21 protein-coding genes are annotated in these 19,797 nt (G+C 37.4%); 10 read left to right on the plus strand and 11 right to left on the minus strand.

Features of this window, described 5'->3' with window-relative positions; all coding sequences use genetic code 11:
* Positions 1-46 precede the first annotated feature (46 nt).
* The 8 genes from ACFSQJ_RS11220 to ACFSQJ_RS11255 all read right to left on the minus strand — a co-directional run bounded on the left by ACFSQJ_RS11220 (position 47) and on the right by ACFSQJ_RS11255 (position 8,135).
* A complete protein-coding gene (locus tag ACFSQJ_RS11220) occupies positions 47-2,197 on the minus strand; it encodes a prolyl oligopeptidase family serine peptidase (RefSeq protein ID WP_377767041.1) in 2,151 nt (716 codons plus the stop codon).
* A gap of 119 nt (positions 2,198-2,316) precedes the next feature.
* Complete coding sequence (locus ACFSQJ_RS11225; protein ID WP_377767042.1) at positions 2,317-2,616, minus strand: antibiotic biosynthesis monooxygenase; 300 nt, start codon at positions 2,614-2,616, stop codon at positions 2,317-2,319.
* Position 2,617: 1 nt separating this feature from the next.
* A complete protein-coding gene (locus ACFSQJ_RS11230; protein ID WP_377767043.1) occupies positions 2,618-3,607 on the minus strand; it encodes an aspartate-semialdehyde dehydrogenase in 990 nt (329 codons plus the stop codon).
* Between the two features lie 221 nt (positions 3,608-3,828).
* A complete protein-coding gene (locus tag ACFSQJ_RS11235; protein WP_377767044.1) occupies positions 3,829-4,836 on the minus strand; it encodes a medium chain dehydrogenase/reductase family protein in 1,008 nt (335 codons plus the stop codon).
* A 114-nt stretch (positions 4,837-4,950) separates the two neighbouring features.
* Positions 4,951-5,703, minus strand: coding sequence for a DUF6090 family protein (locus ACFSQJ_RS11240; protein WP_377767045.1), 753 nt, complete (start codon positions 5,701-5,703; stop codon positions 4,951-4,953).
* Positions 5,704-5,911: 208 nt separating this feature from the next.
* The gene (mscL, locus tag ACFSQJ_RS11245) at positions 5,912-6,313 is read right to left on the minus strand and encodes a large conductance mechanosensitive channel protein MscL (protein ID WP_377767046.1); all 402 of its coding nucleotides are present in this window, start codon (positions 6,311-6,313) and stop codon (positions 5,912-5,914) included.
* Positions 6,314-6,394: 81 nt separating this feature from the next.
* Positions 6,395-7,498: an alanine racemase gene (gene alr, locus ACFSQJ_RS11250; RefSeq protein WP_377767047.1), complete on the minus strand. Its 1,104-nt coding sequence runs from the start codon at positions 7,496-7,498 to the stop codon at positions 6,395-6,397.
* Positions 7,491-8,135 (minus strand): thymidine kinase, encoded by a 645-nt coding sequence (locus ACFSQJ_RS11255; RefSeq protein ID WP_377767048.1) that lies wholly within the window; start codon positions 8,133-8,135, stop codon positions 7,491-7,493. Before ACFSQJ_RS11255 ends, alr begins: the two co-directional genes overlap by 8 nt.
* Before the next feature lie 159 nt (positions 8,136-8,294).
* Between ACFSQJ_RS11255 and ACFSQJ_RS11260 the strand changes: the two genes are divergently transcribed.
* From ACFSQJ_RS11260 to rsmI, 3 genes are read left to right on the plus strand one after another with little or no spacing between them, the layout of a single operon-like run.
* Positions 8,295-8,972, plus strand: a complete 678-nt coding sequence (locus ACFSQJ_RS11260; protein WP_377767049.1) for a hypothetical protein — start codon at positions 8,295-8,297, stop codon at positions 8,970-8,972.
* 48 nt (positions 8,973-9,020) lie between these two features.
* Positions 9,021-9,374: a DoxX family protein gene (locus ACFSQJ_RS11265; RefSeq protein WP_377767050.1), complete on the plus strand. Its 354-nt coding sequence runs from the start codon at positions 9,021-9,023 to the stop codon at positions 9,372-9,374.
* Positions 9,375-9,383: 9 nt separating this feature from the next.
* Positions 9,384-10,055, plus strand: a complete 672-nt coding sequence (gene rsmI, locus ACFSQJ_RS11270; protein ID WP_377767051.1) for a 16S rRNA (cytidine(1402)-2'-O)-methyltransferase — start codon at positions 9,384-9,386, stop codon at positions 10,053-10,055.
* Between the two features lie 47 nt (positions 10,056-10,102).
* Here the strand turns inward: rsmI and ACFSQJ_RS11275 are convergent, their stop codons facing one another.
* Positions 10,103-12,598 (minus strand): S8 family peptidase, encoded by a 2,496-nt coding sequence (locus ACFSQJ_RS11275; protein WP_377767052.1) that lies wholly within the window; start codon positions 12,596-12,598, stop codon positions 10,103-10,105.
* Positions 12,599-12,695: 97 nt separating this feature from the next.
* On the opposite strand from ACFSQJ_RS11275, the gene ACFSQJ_RS11280 reads away from it, so the two are divergent.
* From ACFSQJ_RS11280 to ACFSQJ_RS11310, 7 genes are all read left to right on the plus strand, one after another.
* The gene (locus ACFSQJ_RS11280) at positions 12,696-13,523 is read left to right on the plus strand and encodes a M57 family metalloprotease (RefSeq protein ID WP_377767053.1); all 828 of its coding nucleotides are present in this window, start codon (positions 12,696-12,698) and stop codon (positions 13,521-13,523) included.
* A gap of 123 nt (positions 13,524-13,646) precedes the next feature.
* Positions 13,647-14,705: a succinylglutamate desuccinylase/aspartoacylase family protein gene (locus ACFSQJ_RS11285; protein WP_377767054.1), complete on the plus strand. Its 1,059-nt coding sequence runs from the start codon at positions 13,647-13,649 to the stop codon at positions 14,703-14,705.
* Positions 14,702-15,832, plus strand: coding sequence for a DUF819 family protein (locus ACFSQJ_RS11290; protein ID WP_377767055.1), 1,131 nt, complete (start codon positions 14,702-14,704; stop codon positions 15,830-15,832). Before ACFSQJ_RS11285 ends, ACFSQJ_RS11290 begins: the two co-directional genes overlap by 4 nt.
* A gap of 58 nt (positions 15,833-15,890) precedes the next feature.
* The gene (locus ACFSQJ_RS11295; RefSeq protein ID WP_377767056.1) at positions 15,891-16,943 is read left to right on the plus strand and encodes a helix-turn-helix domain-containing protein; all 1,053 of its coding nucleotides are present in this window, start codon (positions 15,891-15,893) and stop codon (positions 16,941-16,943) included.
* A gap of 74 nt (positions 16,944-17,017) precedes the next feature.
* On the plus strand, positions 17,018-17,371 hold the full coding sequence (locus ACFSQJ_RS11300) for a hypothetical protein (RefSeq protein WP_377767057.1): 354 nt from the start codon (positions 17,018-17,020) through the stop codon (positions 17,369-17,371).
* 238 nt (positions 17,372-17,609) lie between these two features.
* Entirely contained in the window at positions 17,610-17,963 is a 354-nt protein-coding gene (locus ACFSQJ_RS11305; RefSeq protein WP_377767058.1) for a hypothetical protein, read from the plus strand.
* A gap of 149 nt (positions 17,964-18,112) precedes the next feature.
* Positions 18,113-18,694, plus strand: a complete 582-nt coding sequence (locus tag ACFSQJ_RS11310) for a uracil-DNA glycosylase family protein (protein WP_377767059.1) — start codon at positions 18,113-18,115, stop codon at positions 18,692-18,694.
* On the opposite strand, the gene ACFSQJ_RS11315 is transcribed toward ACFSQJ_RS11310, so the two are convergent.
* Positions 18,678-19,136, minus strand: coding sequence for a hypothetical protein (locus ACFSQJ_RS11315; RefSeq protein ID WP_377767060.1), 459 nt, complete (start codon positions 19,134-19,136; stop codon positions 18,678-18,680). The genes ACFSQJ_RS11310 and ACFSQJ_RS11315 overlap by 17 nt on opposite strands.
* Before the next feature lie 17 nt (positions 19,137-19,153).
* Positions 19,154-19,756 (minus strand): carboxymuconolactone decarboxylase family protein, encoded by a 603-nt coding sequence (locus ACFSQJ_RS11320; protein ID WP_377767061.1) that lies wholly within the window; start codon positions 19,754-19,756, stop codon positions 19,154-19,156.
* Positions 19,757-19,797 lie beyond the last annotated feature (41 nt).

Here is a 19,797-nt window from a genome sequence, read left to right on the forward strand (position 1 = left end):
GTTTCTTTAGAAACGGATTTTATGCAATTATTATTTTAATACAAACTTAGTCCTTAAATTCTTTTAAAACCGCTTGATTGGGTAATTGGTCATAACCCATGTTAAATAGTGTAAAACCAAAAATATCAGCATATTGCTCAATGGTTTTACTTACAGGAGTTCCAGCACCATGACCTGCATTAGTTTCAATACGGATTAGTGTAGGATTGTTACCCGCTTGCTTTTCTTGAAGTTCCGCTGCAAACTTGAAACTATGTGCCGGCACAACTCGGTCATCATGATCGCCAGTAGTTACTAAAGTGGCAGGGTATTCTACCCCTTCTTGCACGTTATGTACTGGTGAGTAACCTTTTAGGTATTCAAACATTTCTTGACTTTCTTCTGCTGTTCCATAATCATAAGCCCAACCTGCACCTGCAGTAAAAGTATGGTAGCGGAGCATGTCTAAAACTCCAACAGCTGGTAAAGCTACCTGCATTAAATCTGGACGTTGCGTCATGGTTGCACCAACTAAAAGCCCACCGTTAGAACCACCTCTAATGGCCAAATATTCTTTTGACGTGTATTTATTTGCAATTAAGTATTCTGCAGCAGCTATAAAGTCATCAAAAACATTTTGTTTCTGCGTTTTAGTGCCTGCATCATGCCATTTTTTACCATATTCACCACCACCTCTTAGGTTAGGTACAGCATAAACACCACCTTGTTCCATCCATACAGCATTTACAATACTAAAAGAAGGAGTAAGACTAATATTAAAACCTCCATAACCATAAAGGATTGTAGGATTCTTGCCGTTAAGCTCAACACCTTTTTTATGGGTAATAATCATAGGTACTTTTGTACCGTCTTTAGATTCATAGAAAACCTGAGTAGATTCATAATCTGCTGGATTAAAATCAATTTCTGGTTTCCAATATTGTGCGTATTCGCCCGTTTCCACATTGTATTTGTAGGATGAGCCTGGAGTATTGTAATTGGTAAAAGAAAAGTAGAATTCTTTGTCTTCTTTCTTTCCTCCAAATCCGCCGGCACTACCAACACCGGGAAGTTTAACTTCACGCACCAGTTTTCCATCAAAATCATATTGTAGCACTTTAGAAATAGCATCAACCATATATTCTGTAAAGAAGTATCCACCACCGGAACCGGCAGTTAATACGTTTTCAGTTTCTGGAATAAAATCTGTCCAATTGTCAGGTGTAGGGTTAGAAGCATCGGTAACAACAATCTTTTTATTTGGCGCATCCATATTGGTGACCATAAATAGTTTAGAACCTTCGTTTTCCATCACATAAGTGTCAGAATCCGTATTGTCTAAAATGGTAATTAAATCTCCATTTGTAGTAAGGTCTTTTAGATATAATTTATTGCCAGATGTTGAGGTTGAAGCTGTTATTATTAAGTAACGCTGGTCCTCTGTAAGGTAACCACCAACATAGCGGTGTTTTTCTTCTGGGGTACCCCCAAAAATCAGTTTGTCATTAGCCTGTGGAGTACCCAATTCATGGTAATACAATTTATGCTGGTCTGTTTTTGCCGAAAGTTCACTTCCTTTAGGTTTATCGTAGCTGGAATAGTAAAAGCCTTTGTTTCCTTTCCAAGAGATTCCGCTGAACTTTATATCCACTAAAGTATCTTCTACTTGTTCCTTGGTCTTCGCATCGATAACAATCGCTTTTCTCCAATCGCTGCCGCCTTCAGAAATAAGATAAGTGGCTAGAGAACCATCTTTGGTAAAGCTAAGGCCTGCCAGTGAGGTAGTTCCGTCTTCAGAAAAGGTATTCGGATCAAGAAACACTTCTTCGGCACCATCACCTTGTTTGCGATAGACCACATATTGATTTTGCAGTCCGTTATTTTTATAGAAATAGGTGTATTCGCCTTCTTTGAATGGAGAACCCAACTTTTCATAGTTCCATAGTTTTTCCAATCTATTTTTTAAATCTTCTCTAAACGGAATACTATCCAGGTAGCCAAAAGTGGTTTTGTTTTGAGTTTTTACCCATGCTTCAGTCTCTTTACTACGGTCGTCTTCCAACCAGCGATAAGGGTCTTTTACTTCAGTTCCAAAATAGGTGTCTACGGTATCAACTTTTTGGGTGGTAGGATAATTCACAACGATAGGATCTCTTTTTTTTTCGGTTTCACAGGCGGCCAAAACTAGCACTGCCAATAAGAAGGTGATTTTTTTCATTTTTAGGTGGATTTAACCTCCCGAAAATACCATAAAAGAGTAGAAAGTCATGTTAAGCCTGACTTTTGTTAACGTTTTTTAACTATTACCGAGCGAGTATATTCTAAAACGTATAAATACTAGGCAAAGACCTCGTAATGCAGGACTTTTTCTTCAAACTCTAAAAGAAAATTATCATCTTCTGGATAGTATTTTGCTTTTTCAAAATCTTCACCAGCAAAGTTTTTTATAACATCTAGGTTTTCCCAAAAAGTAATTAGGGTAAAATGCCCTTCATTATTTTCCAATCTTTTTAAAAAAGTAAGACTTATAAAGCCATCAGTTTTGTTATAATCTGGGACTGCGACTTTCTTGAGAAACTCAGTGTAATCATCAAATTTTTTGGCTGATGTCTTTCCATGCCAAATACGAGCAATCATATTACACTAATTTATTTTCTACTAAATATTCTGCAATTTGCACCGCATTGGTTGCCGCTCCTTTTCTGAGATTATCAGACACTATCCACATGTTGAGTGTATTGCGCTGAGTCTCGTCTCTACGGATACGACCTACAAAAACATCGTCTTTGTCATGCGCATAAATAGGCATGGGGTAGGTATTGGTATCTGGATTGTCTTGCACGGTGACCCCTGGAGTATCGCTCAATAACTGTCGAACTTCGGCTAAGTCAAAATCATTATGAAACTCCACATTTACCGATTCTGAATGCCCACCTGCAGTTGGTATACGTACTGCAGTGGCCGAAACAGAGAAGGTTCTATCGTCTAATATTTTTTGAGGCTCACGAGCGAGCTTCATTTCTTCTTTGGTATAGCCATTTTCTAAAAAGACATCGCAATGGGGCAATGCATTTCTGTTGATGGGATATGGATAGGCCATTTCACCTTGTACACCTGCCATTTCATTTTCTAATTGTTTTACAGCTTTTACTCCTGTACCTGAAACGGATTGATAGGTCGAAATAACTACACGTTTCATCTTATACTTTTTATGAAGCGGGTTTAATGCCATGACCAATTGTATGGTAGAACAGTTTGGGTTGGCAATAATCTTATCCGTTGCTGTCAATTCTGAGGCGTTAATTTCTGGAACCACTAACTTTTTAGTAGCATCCATACGCCATGCGGAAGAATTATCTACAACTGTAGTACCTACTTCGGCAAATTTTGGCGCCCATTCTAATGAAGTATCACCACCAGCTGAAAAGATGGCGATATCTGGTCGGGCCGCCACCGCAGTTTCTAAACCAATAATGGTATGCTCTTTGTCTTTATAGCTCAATTTTTTACCTACAGAACGTTCTGAGGCTACCAATAACAATTCTGAGATGTGAAAATTACGTTCTGTCAATACTTTTAACATGACCTCGCCAACCATACCGGTGGCACCAACTACTGCTACTTTCATTTCTTTTAATTTAACAGGGCAAAGGTAATTCTGAATTTTAGATTGTCAAGCAAACTAAAGGGAATAATCAAAATACAACAAAATGTTTTATTTTTAACAATTTTACATCCTTGTTAATTGGTAGAAATGTACTCTAATATTCTGGTTATGAAAAGTAGGACATTTCAAGGCTACAACCTTGTCCACCCTATTTTTTACGGCCATTGTTGCGAGCAGTTTTTTTAATTTTCCATTTGTATAATTAGTTTCCCCTTCAATCCTCTTTTTTCAATTAGTTCATGTGCTTCTTTTGCGTCCTCTAATTTGATGGTTTTGGAGACAAGGGGCTTTAGTTTCTTTTCTGAAAGAAGTTTAAAAAGCTTTTTTAAGTCACTTTCAAACCAATCATGATGCTTTTTATGCCACGCACCAATAGAGTAGAATTTGGTAGAAGGCATCCAAGGTGTGAAATTCCAAATTTGAACACGTAAAAAACTCTTTATCAAGTCCATTTTCGTTTTTGCATTGTACGCACCAAAAGCCACTAGTTTCCCCTTTTTGTTAAGTGTTTTGATAGAACGTTTGAAATGGTCTCCACCAAATGGGTCAAATACTGCATCAAGTCCATTTGGTTCCGAATCCGTGACTACTTGAACAAAATCTTCAGACTTATAGTCAATTGGTTTACAGCCTAATTCTTTTAAGATGTCATGCTGGTCTACTGATGCAGTACCGTACATTTTTAGCTTTAAGATAGCCCCAATTTGTAGTAAGGCACTACCAACTGCTCCTCCAGCTCCGTGAATAAGAATTTTGCTTCCTTCTTTAACTTTAACTGACCTAGTTAGCATTTGGTAAGCTGTCACATATGACAGAATCATTGAGACTGCCTCAACCGAATTCACATTTTCTGGAACGGTAACTAGTTGCTTGGCAGGTAGAACATTGTATTCTGAGTAAGCACCGATTATGGTCAGTTCTGCCACTTTTTGACCTACTTTAAGATCGGTAACTCCAGCACCTAGTTTGTCTATAACTCCGACCATGTCATAACCTGGCGTAATGGGAGGCTTCTTTTTAACATCAGGATAAATACCTCTGCGGATTAACGTATCAGTAAAGTTGATACTAGCCGCTTGCACTTTAATCCTTACCTCACCTTGATTGGGTTCTGGAAGTCTTTCCGCTGTTTCTACAACCAATACCTCAGGACCTCCAAATTCGTTAAAACTGATGTATCTATAGCTCATTATGTTTTGTCTTTCAATTGTTCACAACGTCCAAGTGTATGGAGCGGACGAAGCGATAGCGAGTCTGATCTCATGCACAGTGTTATGCTTTCGTTATTCTCATAGGCAACATATTTATAGGTTCAAATTTTGTTCCATATAATCTATAATTGATTGCCCTTCAGCTTTAATTTTTGCAAAATGATAAATTTGCCAGTAGGACGACACGTGTATAGCGTTGATATCCTTCCGAACTTCTTTATTATTGAGAAAGCAAGTAAACCAATTTCTACTGTTGGTCTGATCGCCATCTGGTTTCCAATATCTATCCACACTTGCAATATCCAGACATTGTCCGTAGGTATTTCTGCATTTCTCTCTCATTTTTGCAGGTGTCTCTGAAAATTGAATCACTTGTTTATCATAATATTCATAGAAGTTTTTCAATTGATTATCCAATGAATCATTATCTATTATTGCAATTTTCCCTGAAGATGATAACTCATCCCAGGTATTATTTTGTCGACCAACATCTATGACCCCGATAATATTTAATACATCTTTTGTAAACAAACTCGAATCGGCTATATATCTACTTTCACTTTCTAAAATTTCAAGTATGCGTCGAGATTTTATTTTATTCGCTTCAAATTTGTCAAGAATATCAGCTATCTTCTTAATATCTTTTTTTACCTCTCTATAAATTTCCGAGACATACGCCTTTCCTTGTATATTACTTTTTCTTTCTTCGTTCCAATTGTTAATTTGTAGTGCAATCAAAATACCAATAACCACAAGAATTATTTCTCCGATGGCATAAATCAGATATTTACTGAATTTGTTTTCAGATAGTAGTTTTTGCCTAATCTTTCTAAAGAATTTTATCATTGGTTACTTGGTTTATCTTAATGAAGCACAACAATTAGATAGCATCATTGATGCTGTCTTGCTTGTGTGCATACTAAGATAAAACACTTAATCAGATTCCTGCGAAAGCAGGAATAAAAAAGAACCGCCAGCTTGTTAGCGAACAAACTGACGGTTTTAGTTAAATGTGTGATGTAGCGGCCTGCCCTGAATTTATTTCAGGGTCTCACTATTTTTTTAAAGCATCACGAATTTCAGTAAGCAACTCTTCTGCAGTTGGCCCAGCTGGAGCAGCTTCTGGTTCTGGAGCTTTTGTTTTGTTATAAGCCTTAACAATCAAGAACATTACAAAACCTACTATTAATAAATTAACAATAGTGTTTACCCATGCACCCCAACGGATTGCATTTTCTGCACTTGTAACACTACCATCTGCTGCAATGACAGCTTCATCCAGTACTACTTTCATATCTGCAAAATCAATTCCACCTGCAAAGTGACCAACAACTGGCATTACTATGTCGGCAACAAATCCGTTTACTACCAAGCCTACGGCACCGGCCATGATTACAGCTACAGCAAATTCAATGACGTTACCCGTCATGATAAAATTCTTAAATTCTTTAAGCATTGTATTTATAGTTTAAGTGGTTAATACCTGCACAATTTACAAAAAAAGACTAAAGAAATGTTAAAATTATTGAAGCGCAATCTATTTCACGACCCGCTTTACACGTTGCGATATTGCCGTAAGCAGTTCGTACGATATGGTGTCTGCTGTATTGGCAAAGTTTTCGGCAGATAGTGTATCGCCAAAAATCACGACTTCGTCACCTTCTTTACAATCTATTCCAGTAACATCTATCATTACCATATCCATACAAACATTACCGATAATGGGTGCTTTTTGCCCATTAACCTGCACAAAGGCTTTACCATTGCCATATTGCCTAGAGATACCATCGGCATGCCCTATGGGTAAGGTAGCCGTAACCCGATAGTCTTTAGACTTAAAAGCACGATTGTAACCCACACTTTCGTTGGGCTCAATTTGATGGAGCTGAGAGATAATGGTTTTTAAGGAGGCAATAGGTTTTAACTGTGCATCAATAACTGATTCGTTTCCATAGCCGTAAAGCCCAATTCCACTTCGGACCATTTCAAATTGCGCTTCAGGATAATTTAGAACACCAGAGGTGTTCAGTATATGTCGCATAGGGGAAGAACCAAGTTTTTCAGATAGTTCATCACTAATTTTTTTAAAGCTTTCAATTTGTTGAAGGCTGAACTCACGTTCCTTTTTGTCTTCTGAAGCTGCTAGGTGAGAGAAAACCGATATTATTTTAAGTGCAGTTTCACGGCCTAACTTTTTTAAAATAAGAGAGATGTCGTTGTGCCAGAAACCCAATCTGTTTAGGCCGGTATTAAATTTTAGATGAATAGGATAGTTGGTTTGTCTCTTTTTCTTAGCGGTTTCCAAAAAAGAATTTAAAATTCTTGGGGAATATATGCTGGGTTCTAAACAGCGGTCAATGAGTTCTTCAAAATTTATAGGTTGCGGGTGTAATACCAGAATAGGTGCGGTAATGCCTGCATCTCTTAAAAGCACACCTTCTTTTACATAGGCAACTGCAAAATAATCAACGTCCAAATTTTCCAGTTTTTTAGCTACAATAGCCATATCGCTACCATAGGCGAACGCCTTTACCACTGCTAAAAACTTGGTTTCTTTTTTGAGTTTGGCTTTAATAAAATTGAAATTGTGTTCCAGAGCTGAAAGGTCGATCTCTAAAGTAGTCTCTCGAATATTACCCATTAGCAGCCTTTTTTTTGGAAGTAACTTCTTCGGCGTCAACATCCATCTGACTTACTTTTTCTTTTAGCATGGCTTTGTAAAAAGCGGCTCGGCTTAAGGGCTCGTACTCTTCGGTTTCACCTAATAAAACCAATTTGTCATTATCAGATTTTCTAAAACTATAGTTGGCCAAATTTCCTGTTCTGGTACAAACAGCATGCACTTTAGTAACATATTCTGCCGTGGCCATTAATGCCGGCATTGGTCCGAAGGGGTTACCCTTAAAATCCATATCCAATCCTGCTACGACCACTCTTACGCCGCGATTCGCCAAATCGTTACAGACCGTAACTATTTCATCATCGAAGAACTGGGCTTCATCAATGCCCACAACCTGGCAATTATCTGCCAATAATCGAATATTTGCAGCAGCTGGGACCGGTGTAGAGCGTATTTCATTGGCATCGTGAGAAACTACCATTTCCTCATTATATCTAGTGTCAACCTGAGGTTTAAAAATCTCCACTCGCTGTTTGGCGAACTGGGCACGCTTTAGTCTTCTGATGAGTTCTTCGGTCTTTCCTGAAAACATAGAACCACAGATAACTTCTATCCATCCGAACTGTTCTTTATGGTTTACGGTGTTTTCGAGAAACATATTGTACTTTTAAACGAAAATAGGGGTTTATTCGTTCTTGTTATAGCAGTGCTAAAATTACTAAAAAAATAGCCCTAGACGCTAGTATTAAATTTAACCTTTCGTTTTTAAAAAGGCATAGAATTTGGTAGTACATTTATATAGTTAAAGATTAAGTTGATGAAACGACAGATAAGAGAACAATTGGTAAAATTGTCTACGGATATAATTACCTCTCGAGAAGATAAAGAACTTGCTGACTTGTACGAAGTAGCTAAGGAATTATACGAAAAGTTGGCGGTTTTAAAGTTTATAGATGAAAAACTTAGCGATGTTGAGGTCGATGTTTCTAAAAATGTACTTGCATCGCGTTTTGAAAAACTGGCAAGTTCTGTAATGAGCGGAAATACCGGAGTGCCAGAAAACAATCCGCATGAAGAGGATATTATTACGCATCCAGGTATGGATACCATAAAAGATATGGTTTCTGAAATGCCAACAGAAGCTATCGAACATATTTTTGGCGATTTTATTGCCAAGCCTGAAACTATAAAAAACGATAAAGACTTGTTGGCACCAGAGCCAACAAAAGATAATACTGTACCAAAATCTTTGAACGATAGATTAAACAAAGAACTTCAAATTGGCTTAAATGATAAGTTGGCCTTTGTAAAGCATCTTTTTCACGACAATGTAGAAGATTACAATCGCGTGCTTTCGCAATTAAACACTATTGACACTGAAGAGCGTTCTGTGGCTTTTATCAATAATATGGTGAAGCCAGAGTATAAGAACTGGGAAGGAAAAGACGAGTATGAAAATCGTTTTATGACACTGATAACCAGAAAGTTCGCTTAGGTTGCTAAATATCATTACATTTAGTTTTACAATTTAACTTAATCACCGATGGTAAAGAAAATTCTCTATTGGGTCTCTACAGGTATGTTGACCCTTATCATGTTTTTTTCAGTTTACAACTACTTATTTAACCACCAAGCTATTGTAGATTTCTTCGTAAATATGGGCTATCCTATCTATCTTATTTACCCTCTGGCAATTGCCAAAATCTTAGGATTAGTTGCAGTTTGGGGTAATTTTTCGAAGTGGTTAAAAGAATGGGCCTATGCAGGCTTTTTCTTTAATACCGGTTTAGCTTTTTTTGCCCACTATATGGTAAGTGACGGTGAACACATGGGTGCTGTCATAGCTTTTATTGTAGTTTTAATCTCTTATTTTACAGGAAAAGAAGTAAGACCTTAACTTTACTTCATGGGGAAGTTATATTTGGTGCCTACACCAATCGGTAATCTAGAAGATATTACACTTAGGGCAATTACGGTATTGAAAGAGGTTGATTTGATCTTGGCCGAGGATACCCGCACAAGTGGCAAACTAATGCAACACTTTGAGATTAAGACCCCAATGCATAGCCACCACATGCACAACGAGCATAAGACGGTGGATAGCATCATAAAGCGCCTACAAAACAAGGAAACAATTGCCCTGATTTCCGATGCAGGTACACCGGCAATTTCTGACCCTGGTTTTTTACTGACTCGAGCCTGTGTAGAGAATAATATTGAGGTGGAATGCCTTCCCGGGGCTACGGCATTTGTACCCGCCTTGGTCAATAGTGGGCTGCCAAATGACCGCTTTGTCTTTGAAGGTTTTCTTCCGGTAAAGAAAGGGAGGCAAACCCGATTGGAGTTTTTAGCTGAGGAAACCAGAACCATGGTTTTTTATGAATCGCCTCACAAACTATTGAAAACATTGGGGCAATTTGGAGAATACTTTGGACTAGACAGACCGGTCTCAATATCTCGTGAACTCACCAAATTGTACGAAGAAACTATTCGAGGTACCATTTCGGAAGTTTTAGAACACTACACCCAAAAACCACCAAAGGGCGAAATCGTAATTATCGTAAGTGGGAAGAAATAAAAATCTATTAACCAAGCGACAAGGTATGAATTAGGCCTAGCGGCCGTTTACTTCACAATAAGCTTTTTTGCAGCAATCGTCTTATTGTTTTCGTCTACCATATGAAATATGTATATGCCAGCGGAAAGATTTATTCCAATAAAATCTTGAATGGATAATACGGAGTCTTGAACGATAACTTTACCCGTCATATCCAAGATTTGAAATTTTGAACCCTGCGATGTAAAGTTGAGATCAAATCCGTTTTCAATAGGATTAGGAAATAGGATAAGTTCATTTTTATCCGGAATAAATAGTTCAACCTCATCAGTTTGCACAATATTTCCGTTGGCGAGGATAATCTCTGCCCTATACCTATTGTTTCCAGGAACCAAAATGCTATCCGTATCTGTTACAACAAGGTCTTCAAATCCGTCGGAGTAACTGTTTATAATAAAGTCTTGCCCAGCAATCGTTTTAACAAAATCTATACGCTCTATATTTATCCCGGTACTTAGGCTAAGGGCAAGGTCCACTTCATTATCGTCATTGAGCAATGCTATGAAACCCCTGAAATAACATTGAACCCCTGAATCTTCAATATTAATGGTGTTGCTTCTAAGGCCCTTACCATCGTTAAAAATTGGGGTTACCGAAAAATAGACAGAACCATTTTCAGCCTTTTGGTTAACGAAAAAGGGTTCCGAAACAGTTGCAATTACCTGAAGCGAGTTGTTTGTATACGTTTTCACTTCATAGGCAATGGCATTAGAAACACTTTCCCATGAAATACCAACTTCATCAGGGCAATTATATTCTACCTGGGGGATAATTTCTTGGGAAACAAAAAATTTATCAGAAGTATAAACCTGAGTGCCCGAGACCATTTGCAATTCTACAACTTCGTTCAATTCTGGAATTTCCCATTGGTACAACTGATTATTTAAATCTATGGTATTACTGATCAAAACCCACTCGCCTCCCTCAACACGATATGATAGACTTCCCACGTTCAAAGCCGTAGTATTTTTCCATCTCAGCACCGGCAGACCAAGGTTAGAAAGTGTCTCGTTTTTCAATGGAAACTGCCATTCAAAAATCCCCGAATTCTCCAGGGAATAACTTACCGCATAAGGGACTTCGGTTGTATTTTCACTATCCGCGCTTATATTTATGCCGTAGGTGCCGGGAAAAGGATTTTCTATAGTAATAAACTCTAGGGTATTTAGGTTATCGATTCCACGTAATGCTTGTCTTTTTAAAGAGTCGGCATTGGCAGAACTGCTCAATATCCAAGGAAGGTATTCGTTGCTGTTTGGACCATTGACCACCAAGTCCAAATCATTGTTCAATAAATCAGTGCTGCCAGCTATGGATTCTGTATCTAACCAAGAAAGAGCAATTTTTAAAGATTTTGTGTTCTCTGGTACAGTGATTGAATTATTGGTCTGTCCGTTGGCTGCCATCGTTCCCTCAAAGAATTGACCATTGTCTATAATTTGCAGACTGTTTTTGGCATTTAGCTTTCCATAACCGGATTCATAGTCAATGTTTGACACTCCAGCATCTTCGGTCCCAGCAATTAAAGAAGATTTCACAAGCGGATAAGATGGTATTGCACCATTTTTCTTAAAATATAGATCTTGTATAGAGGCCACAGTTCCAGAAACCAAGGCCGCGGCATCGGAAGTTCCACCAGGTGCATAAGCCACCAAATCGGGCTTTACTCTTCCGTCAAAAGAAGGGCCTTTCGAGCTCCTTTCACTAATGTTGTCCAAAGCGTCAGTGGCTCCAACGGTAATTACATTTTTTGCTTGCTTGAAGTTACCGGTCAGCGTTGCAAAACTTTCAAGGTTTGCATATGGTCCGTCTACGGCCACCTCAGTACCGCTATTGCCCACGGAGAAAACATGAACCATATCTTGTAATACAAAAATCTGTTCATCATAAGCCGAAGCTTCATCACCATAAAAATTCTCTATGGAGACCCCATAGGAATGGTTTTGGACAAAAATCCCATCTGTGATGAGTTGCTGGGAATCGTCAGGTAACAACTTAAGAAAACTCGAGGAGCTTAGCTGTGTGTTGGGGGCCACTCCAAGTCCTTTTGGACCAGAATTGCCGTTGCCCCCAACTATTGTGGCCATAGCCGTAGCATGTTGATCAAGGGTGTTTGCTTCATTTCCGTTTAAACTGACCCTTTCTGAATAGTCAATGTCATTCACATTAAAGAGTAATTCCTTTATGGAAACCGATACATTTGCTCCGTTGGCATTGGGAAATACTGCATGTGCATTGGTAATTGCATTGACACTTAAATCAGCGGCAGATATGGGAGTTTCTGTTTTCGGAATTTTATGCTCCAAGAAAAAAACGTTTCGATTTTTAGAAAGGGTATAAAAAATATTCTCGGCATAACGGTTGGGCAAATTATATTTGTCCTTTGCTATTTGAAGACCGCCTTTAAATCCTTTGAATGGCAATTTCTCTTGTGAAATAGATTCCATCAGTCCACAGAAAAATAGGATAAGAATGGAAAGTCTCAAAATTGCTCGTTTTTGCATCTTATCGATTTACTATAACGTTTTCGGAATATGTTAATTTTTTAACATATATTCGGTCGAATTAAAAAATAATCTTAATCATTAACAAATTTAAAACATGAAAAGTAACCATTTTTTAAAGTTCGCCCTTTCTGCCGTTTTGGTAGGAACAATCGTTGTTTCTTGTGAATCTGAAAATAACGAAGAAATTGATTTGATTGACACTCAAGTTCGTGCTAAATTAGAATCTTTAGGTTTTAATACAGACAATTTAACGGAAGATTCGTTGAACGGTGTAGACGGTTTTACAGTAGAGGGAGATATCTTTTTAACAAGAGATCAAATTAATGAAATGGCACCCGCCTCTGGTGTTGGCACGGAACATTATAGAACAAATAATATCGTAGGCCCAGATGGTAGGGTCGTAAGTGTTTATATGGATGCCGCATTCAATAGCACCATGCAAGCAGCTTTTGATGATGCAATTAATAGATATAACTCCTTAAATTTAGATATCACATTTCAAAGAGCCAATAGTTCTGGTGCAGACATCGATATTCTGTCTCAAAAGCTTAAGAGAGTACGAGGTGGAGGCGTAATTCTTGGTCGTAGTGCAGGTTTCCCAGATGCCAATGGAGATCCTGCAACACCAATTGTACTGAATTCAGATATTTACAACCCGAGAAGAGGTGGTATTCCTGCCGATGCAGCAACGGTAATAGCTCACGAAATTGGACATGCTATTGGTTTTAGACATACAGACTATGATCAAAGAGAATTTAGTTGCGGAAGAGCTGGCAACGAGGGAGATGCTGGTGTTGGCGCAGTTTACATTCCAGGCACACCAACTGGTCCAGAAGCTGGATCTTGGATGTTAGCTTGTAGCAATGGTACAAATAGACCATTTACTTCTGGTGATCAAACGGCATTAACAACTGTTTATTAATTAGAAAGAACATCGCAAAATCTTGAAAAAGCCGCTTTTTAGCGGCTTTTTATTTGCTGAAATTTAAAAGTTTTATTGCGCTTTGATTAAAAGATTATATTTAGAAAGCTAATACGGCTAGCAATGTATCAAAAGCTTTTTTTAATTTTAACTACTTCCCTATTCTCGTATTCGTTTTGTCAAGAAAACGTTTCTGCCCGTAATAATGGAATACTGGTGGTAGAGGATTTGCATTTGGAACAGCTAGAAAGCGGCAAAATTCATAAGCTCTGGCTTCAACTTGGTGAAAATGAATTATCAGAACCCATAAAAGTACCGGTATTAATTGCAAAAGGAGATGGAACACCCAAAGTTTTAGGATTAACCGCCGCTATCCATGGGAACGAGTTAAATGGTATTGCTATTATACATCAGTTCTTTTCTAAGATTGATGTGACTAAGTTAAAAGGAACCATAATTGCTATTCCAGGATTAAACTCATTGGCGGTTGCACGTAATCAACGTGAATTTCTTGATAGGGTAGATTTAAATCGCATTTTACCAGGAAAACCTAATGGTAATGGCTCTGAACAAATGACATATAAGATTGGTGAAAAAATTATCCCTTTGTTTGATTACCATGTAGATTTACATACAGCAAGTTTTGGAAGAATAAACAGTCTTTACGGGCGCGGTGACATGAAAGACGAAACTTTAGCTAGTATGCTACAGGTCTTAGAACCAGATATTATTGTATCTAACAGAGGGAAAGCTAGTTTTGGTTCAGCATCAGGATTGACCATGAGGGCATTTGCAATTAGTAAAGGGGTTAAATCCGTAACCATGGAATATGGAAACCCGCAAGTTTATCAAAAGGACATGATTGAAAGAGGCGTAAAAGGCCTTAAAAACTTAATTATTCATTTAGGCTTAAGAGAGGGTGAAATTGTGACATCTACAATTGATAATATATGCTCAAAATCATACTGGATTTATACCGATAAGGGTGGTTATTTAGATGTTAAGGTGAGTCTAAACCAAAAACTAAAGAAAGATGAGCTAATAGCGATACTAAGAAATTCTTTTGGAGAATTAATAGCAACTTATAGAGCACCAGAAGACGGAATTGTTATTGGAAAAAGCACTAACCCTGTAAATATATCAGGAGGTAGAATTATTCATCTTGGCATTTTAGAAAAATGATAACACCCTGGATTATTACCGTTTTTACGGTTCTACTGGTTTATTATTTAGACCGATGGGAAAATAAACACGTAAAATCGTTATTTGATTGGGTTCCTGCTATTTTATTGGCGTATCTAATACCTGCTTTGATCTCCTACTTCTTTTCAGTTGATTATTCTCAAGCTACAATACATAGTTTTAGTAAAGACTATTTTATCCCTTTGGCGATACTTTCTGTAATGGCTAGTTTATCTTTGGGGCAATTAAAAGCCGTAGGTTACAAGCCTATCTTGGTATTCTTGGCAGGGTCTGTTTTTATCGCGCTGTTTCCTGTGGTATTTATACTTGCCTTTAGTGAGTCAGATCTAGTTGTTAGTGCCCTCTCCGAAAAGGAGTTTTGGAAAGGCATTCCCCCCATAGTAGGTAGTTGGATTGGCGGTAGCACAAGTCAATTGGTATTGAAAGAATTAGTCAATTGTCCGGAAGCAATTTTTCTTTCGATTTTGGTCATGGATAATATTCTGGTAAATGTTTGGACAATCTTAATGTTTCAGGGGATTAAAAAAAGCAATAAACTCAATAAATGGTTTAAAATTACAGATAAAGAATTGCCAGAGGAAATTCGATCAGAGAGCCAAAAAACTTTGCCAGTTTGGCTCACAATAGTAGTCTTATTAGTCTTAGTTTTAATTACCAATTATTTGGTAGTTGGTTTCGTTTGGAAAGTTGTGTCATTATCAATCGTTGGTTTGCTTTTAGGAAATTTTATTCCTCGTTGGAATTTTAAGTTTTCACTTAAGGCAGGGGCTGTATTAATTATTTGTGTGATGGCAGTTTTAGGATTAAAACTTCAATTTGAAACTTTAGGTTTTGACCTGTATTTTTTTGGTTTTCTCTTAGTTTGGTTGGTTGGCCATTTTGTTTTCATGGTATTAACTGCAAAAGCTTTAAATGTTAATATGGCATGGGTTCCAATAGCAAGTATGGCTAACGTTGGTGGAATAGCTACTGCCCCAGCAGTAACTGCGGCTTATCAAAAAAAATGGATGCCTCACGCTATTGTTTTGGCAATTTTAAGCATGGCTACGGGAACATTTTGGGGGATGTTGACGATTTACTTATTGGAAAGCTTTTTTGTTCTATAAATAATAAAAATTAATTTTTTGAATAGAACTACGACTAAGGATTAAAATCCAACTACCAGTGGTCACTAAGCTTTTTCCAGAGATTGACAAAGTTTACTTTATTGAGAAGTATACCTTAATCCACATCCTATCAGGAAAAGGTAATATTCAGGTAGATTTTGAAAATTATTTCGATTGGCAAGACAAGGCTATCTACTTAGAAAATGGGCAGTACATTAAGTTTCTATCTGATGATTTTTTGGTTCGAAAAATTGAATTCCCTGACGAGGCCATGTATAGAAATAAAGATGTTCGTGTTCTTTTTAAGCATTTAATATCACTGGGCTACATCGATTTTAATGAATGCTCAGATTGTCAAAACTTTTTGAATAATTCTGTTTTCTCTGAAGAAACCAAGCAGATTATAGATATTTCTTCGAAACAGTGGTTTTGGCAAAACCCTTTTAAGGCCAGTAAAAGTGAATATCAAATTATTTTTGATGTCAAAGAAGTTATAGACGAACACTTCTCCAATAGGTTGTCAAATGCAGATTTAGTGCATTTAATCAATAAAAATGGGATAGACGCTCAGGCTTTAGTTAAAGAGAAAGTGGGGATATCAATTTCAAAACTCTTAAGTAAAAAAAGGCTGGTGGAGAGCAAACGCAAAATTGCCTTTACCGATAAAAGTATACAAGAGATATCTTTTGAAATGGGTTATAATGATGATGCTTATTTTAACCGGGTTTTCAAGAATACTACAGGACATACACCTTCTCAATTTCGTTCCAATTTTGATTATGAAGAGCGAGATATCTTTGTGCAAGATATTATTAATCTAATTCAAGACTACCATAAAGAAAAGCGGTCTCTAGATTTTTACGCCGATAAAATGAATGTTTCTGTTAAGACACTTTCAAAAAAAACCAGAAATAAATTGAACATCTCGGTAGGCCAACTCATTAGGAACGAGCTCATAAATTCTTCTAAGTCAGAATTAGCCGTAAACACGCCTATTAATGAAATCGCCTACAAAATGGGTTTCGAAGAACCCAATCACTTCTCCAACTTCTTTAAACATCATACAGGCATAAGCCCTTCAGCGTATAGATTAGAAAAGTACAATTCTTAGCGCCTTTTTTGTAGTCTTTTAACTTAGCTCTTAACTCATCTTTGCAGTGTACAAATTCACTAAAAATAATAAAGATGAATATTAAGACACAAGTAACAAAAATGGATGCAATAGTAGCTCAAGGAGCTATTGTTGACGCTGTGAAAGAATTTTTCGCAGAAGATGCCATCACTTCAGATTACGGAAATGGCGGAACAAAGGGCAAACCCGAAATGATTGCCAAAATGAAAGGTTTTGCCGGGGCTATTGCCGCGGTAAATGGAATAACACATCATCACTCTATTGTTGATGGTAACGTTTCAGCATCAGAATTCACATTCGATTTTAACATGAAAGATGACAGTAAAATTTACTGGCACGAAATCATTCGAAGAGTATGGAACGATGAGGGAAAGGTAATTCAAGAAGAATATTTTAACGCAGAATAAATGCACCTCTATTTTTCTAATATAAAACAGAGAAAAGGGCATCGGAGCAGCCGGATGGATTTAGGAAGCTTATTAATAAGGACCAAATGGCAATACCAGGCCAAACTCGCCAGTGGGATTCTAGGTGCCGATCAGGTAACAAGCAAGAACAAACCTGGTTATTAGAAAAGTAAGAACGGTCTTGTTCTTTAAAAATGAAAACAACAAACAAAACAATTAATAATTAAAATTTTAAATCATGAAATTCATAACCAAGAGAATTTACGCATTTTTAGATTATCCGGTAGCTATTGCCTTAATAGCACTTCCATTCTTATTAGGATTAGGAAGTTCTAATCCAATAGCACTGCAGCTTTCAGTAGCTACAGGAATAGCCGCATTTGTTCTAACATTATTAACAGATCACCATTTAGGGGCATTTAAGGTCATTCCTTATAAGTTTCACTTGATAGTAGATTTTGCAGTGGCCATTGTATTTATTTTGGCGCCTTTTATTTTCTCTTTTGAAGGAATAGATGCTTATTTCTATTGGATTAACGGAATTGCGGTACTTACGGTAGTTAGCTTGCACAAAGCAGAAATGACGCCATAAAATATTGATGTACTATTAGGCACTTTAGAACACCTAAAAAACAATGTTCTTTTTCACATAAAACAGCTAAAGACTTTTGGTTGGTTATGGCTCCAAGCATGTCGATCTTATGATTGATGTGCTTTGGTGTTTTTTATACATTTAGGCAAATGAAAAAATTACTTTCAGAGATTAGGGCCTGTGAAGTGTGTTCTGCGCACCTGCCTTTAGGCCCAAGACCCATTGTAGCTGCTCACTCAGAGGCTAGGGTTATTATCATTGGTCAGGCACCGGGTACCAAAGTGCATGAAACAGGAGTCCCTTGGGACGACCCCAGTGGCAGGCAGTTACGCGAATGGTTAGGAGTTTCAGATGAGGTGTTTTATGATGAAACTAAAATAGCTTTGGTGCCTATGGGTTTCTGCTATCCAGGAAAAGGTAAAGGAGGAGATTTGCCACCAAGACCTGAATGTGCGCCTTTGTGGCATCAAAAATTGTGGGACAGTATGCCCAATTTAGAATTAATAATTTTGATAGGTACCTATGCCCAGAATTATTATTTGAAAGGACAGATGGAAAAGAACCTGACCGAAACCGTCATGTCATATCGTAACTATTTGCCAAAGTATTTTCCTTTACCACACCCATCACCGCGAAATCGATTTTGGCTCACAAAGAATCCTTGGTTTGAGGACATGGTTGTCCAAGAATTAAAGAACAGAGTTCATAGAATTATTAAAATCCAAGTTTGACCCTTACATCTTTATCTATTACTATCCGAATTTTGTCATTTTTAACGGAATCTATCTTAGATTTTGAAACATTAGATGTAATTTCTTTAATAAATAATGATTCTTGATGGTCGAAAGCCCCTACCTGATTTAGATGTATTGCTAAAGGAATTCGACCAAAATTTTGTGATTCTACTTGTATAGTTTTTAAAAGGTCATAACTCTGAGGGTATCTTATAGCAATTACTTGGCAGTTACTACAAGTGGCCTGGCTGTCAAAGGTTTTAAAATATGCGGTCATAAAATAGATATATCTATCACGGTATGGAATTCTTTCAAAATCTCCATGTCGAGAGATTTTAGTTGGTGATTCTTTGATTTTGTAGGGAATAAGGTAAGGAGACCGGTAACTTGTTTTGCAACTGAGAAAAAGAAATATTGAAATAAAAACTAATTTTCTCATAATTTAAAGTCAGTTTTTTAATACTTAGACCCATCATGCTTGCCTTTTTCCCAACCATGCTTGCCAAGGTATTGGTTGGCACTTTCAACCGCACCATCTTCAATGTCTGTACCTTGAGAATCATTCCAACGGTTTAAATAGCCAAATAAAGAAATAACACCGAGCATTTCTACAATTTCACCTTCGTTCCAGTGTTGGTATAAGCGTTCTTTAATTTCGGCATCAACAGCATTGGGCACTTGAGATGCTTGTAAAGAAAAATCCAAAGCGGCACGTTCTGCTTCAGAAAAAGCAGGATGCGTTCTGTATTCCCAAATATTATCTAACTGTTCTTGTTCGGCTCCATAACGCTCTGCAGCACGTATGGCATGCGCTTGGCAATAGCGACATCCAGTTGCATTGCTACTTACCCACGCAATCATCCTTTTGAGTGCCGAGGTAACTCTACCTTCATTAGCCATAACGGCCTTGTTTAGGTTAATAAACGCTTTTGAAATTGCAGGGCGATGCTGCATAGTTAACACCGAATTTGGGCAGAATCCCAAGGTTTCATTAAAGAATTCAGCCAATTTTTTTGTGTCTGGATCGTGGTTAGGGTCAAGCGGTTGTACTAATGCCATTTGGTTTCTTTTATTGTATTTTTATCCTTCACAAGAAACAA

Origin of the sequence: Croceitalea marina (genome assembly GCF_042684265.1) — a bacterium.
GTDB lineage: Bacteria > Bacteroidota > Bacteroidia > Flavobacteriales > Flavobacteriaceae > Croceitalea > Croceitalea marina.

Coding starts and splice junctions, on each gene's coding strand:
- ACFSQJ_RS11220 (WP_377767041.1), bottom strand. CDS start 2,197: ATGAAAAAAATCACCTTCTTATTGGCAGTGCTAGTTTTGGCCGCCTGT.
- ACFSQJ_RS11225 (WP_377767042.1), bottom strand. CDS start 2,616: ATGATTGCTCGTATTTGGCATGGAAAGACATCAGCCAAAAAATTTGAT.
- ACFSQJ_RS11230 (WP_377767043.1), bottom strand. CDS start 3,607: ATGAAAGTAGCAGTAGTTGGTGCCACCGGTATGGTTGGCGAGGTCATG.
- ACFSQJ_RS11235 (WP_377767044.1), bottom strand. CDS start 4,836: ATGAGCTATAGATACATCAGTTTTAACGAATTTGGAGGTCCTGAGGTA.
- ACFSQJ_RS11240 (WP_377767045.1), bottom strand. CDS start 5,703: ATGATAAAATTCTTTAGAAAGATTAGGCAAAAACTACTATCTGAAAAC.
- mscL (WP_377767046.1), bottom strand. CDS start 6,313: ATGCTTAAAGAATTTAAGAATTTTATCATGACGGGTAACGTCATTGAA.
- alr (WP_377767047.1), bottom strand. CDS start 7,498: ATGGGTAATATTCGAGAGACTACTTTAGAGATCGACCTTTCAGCTCTG.
- ACFSQJ_RS11255 (WP_377767048.1), bottom strand. CDS start 8,135: ATGTTTCTCGAAAACACCGTAAACCATAAAGAACAGTTCGGATGGATA.
- ACFSQJ_RS11260 (WP_377767049.1), top strand. CDS start 8,295: ATGAAACGACAGATAAGAGAACAATTGGTAAAATTGTCTACGGATATA.
- ACFSQJ_RS11265 (WP_377767050.1), top strand. CDS start 9,021: ATGGTAAAGAAAATTCTCTATTGGGTCTCTACAGGTATGTTGACCCTT.
- rsmI (WP_377767051.1), top strand. CDS start 9,384: ATGGGGAAGTTATATTTGGTGCCTACACCAATCGGTAATCTAGAAGAT.
- ACFSQJ_RS11275 (WP_377767052.1), bottom strand. CDS start 12,598: ATGCAAAAACGAGCAATTTTGAGACTTTCCATTCTTATCCTATTTTTC.
- ACFSQJ_RS11280 (WP_377767053.1), top strand. CDS start 12,696: ATGAAAAGTAACCATTTTTTAAAGTTCGCCCTTTCTGCCGTTTTGGTA.
- ACFSQJ_RS11285 (WP_377767054.1), top strand. CDS start 13,647: ATGTATCAAAAGCTTTTTTTAATTTTAACTACTTCCCTATTCTCGTAT.
- ACFSQJ_RS11290 (WP_377767055.1), top strand. CDS start 14,702: ATGATAACACCCTGGATTATTACCGTTTTTACGGTTCTACTGGTTTAT.
- ACFSQJ_RS11300 (WP_377767057.1), top strand. CDS start 17,018: ATGAATATTAAGACACAAGTAACAAAAATGGATGCAATAGTAGCTCAA.
- ACFSQJ_RS11305 (WP_377767058.1), top strand. CDS start 17,610: ATGAAATTCATAACCAAGAGAATTTACGCATTTTTAGATTATCCGGTA.
- ACFSQJ_RS11310 (WP_377767059.1), top strand. CDS start 18,113: ATGAAAAAATTACTTTCAGAGATTAGGGCCTGTGAAGTGTGTTCTGCG.
- ACFSQJ_RS11315 (WP_377767060.1), bottom strand. CDS start 19,136: ATGAGAAAATTAGTTTTTATTTCAATATTTCTTTTTCTCAGTTGCAAA.
- ACFSQJ_RS11320 (WP_377767061.1), bottom strand. CDS start 19,756: ATGGCATTAGTACAACCGCTTGACCCTAACCACGATCCAGACACAAAA.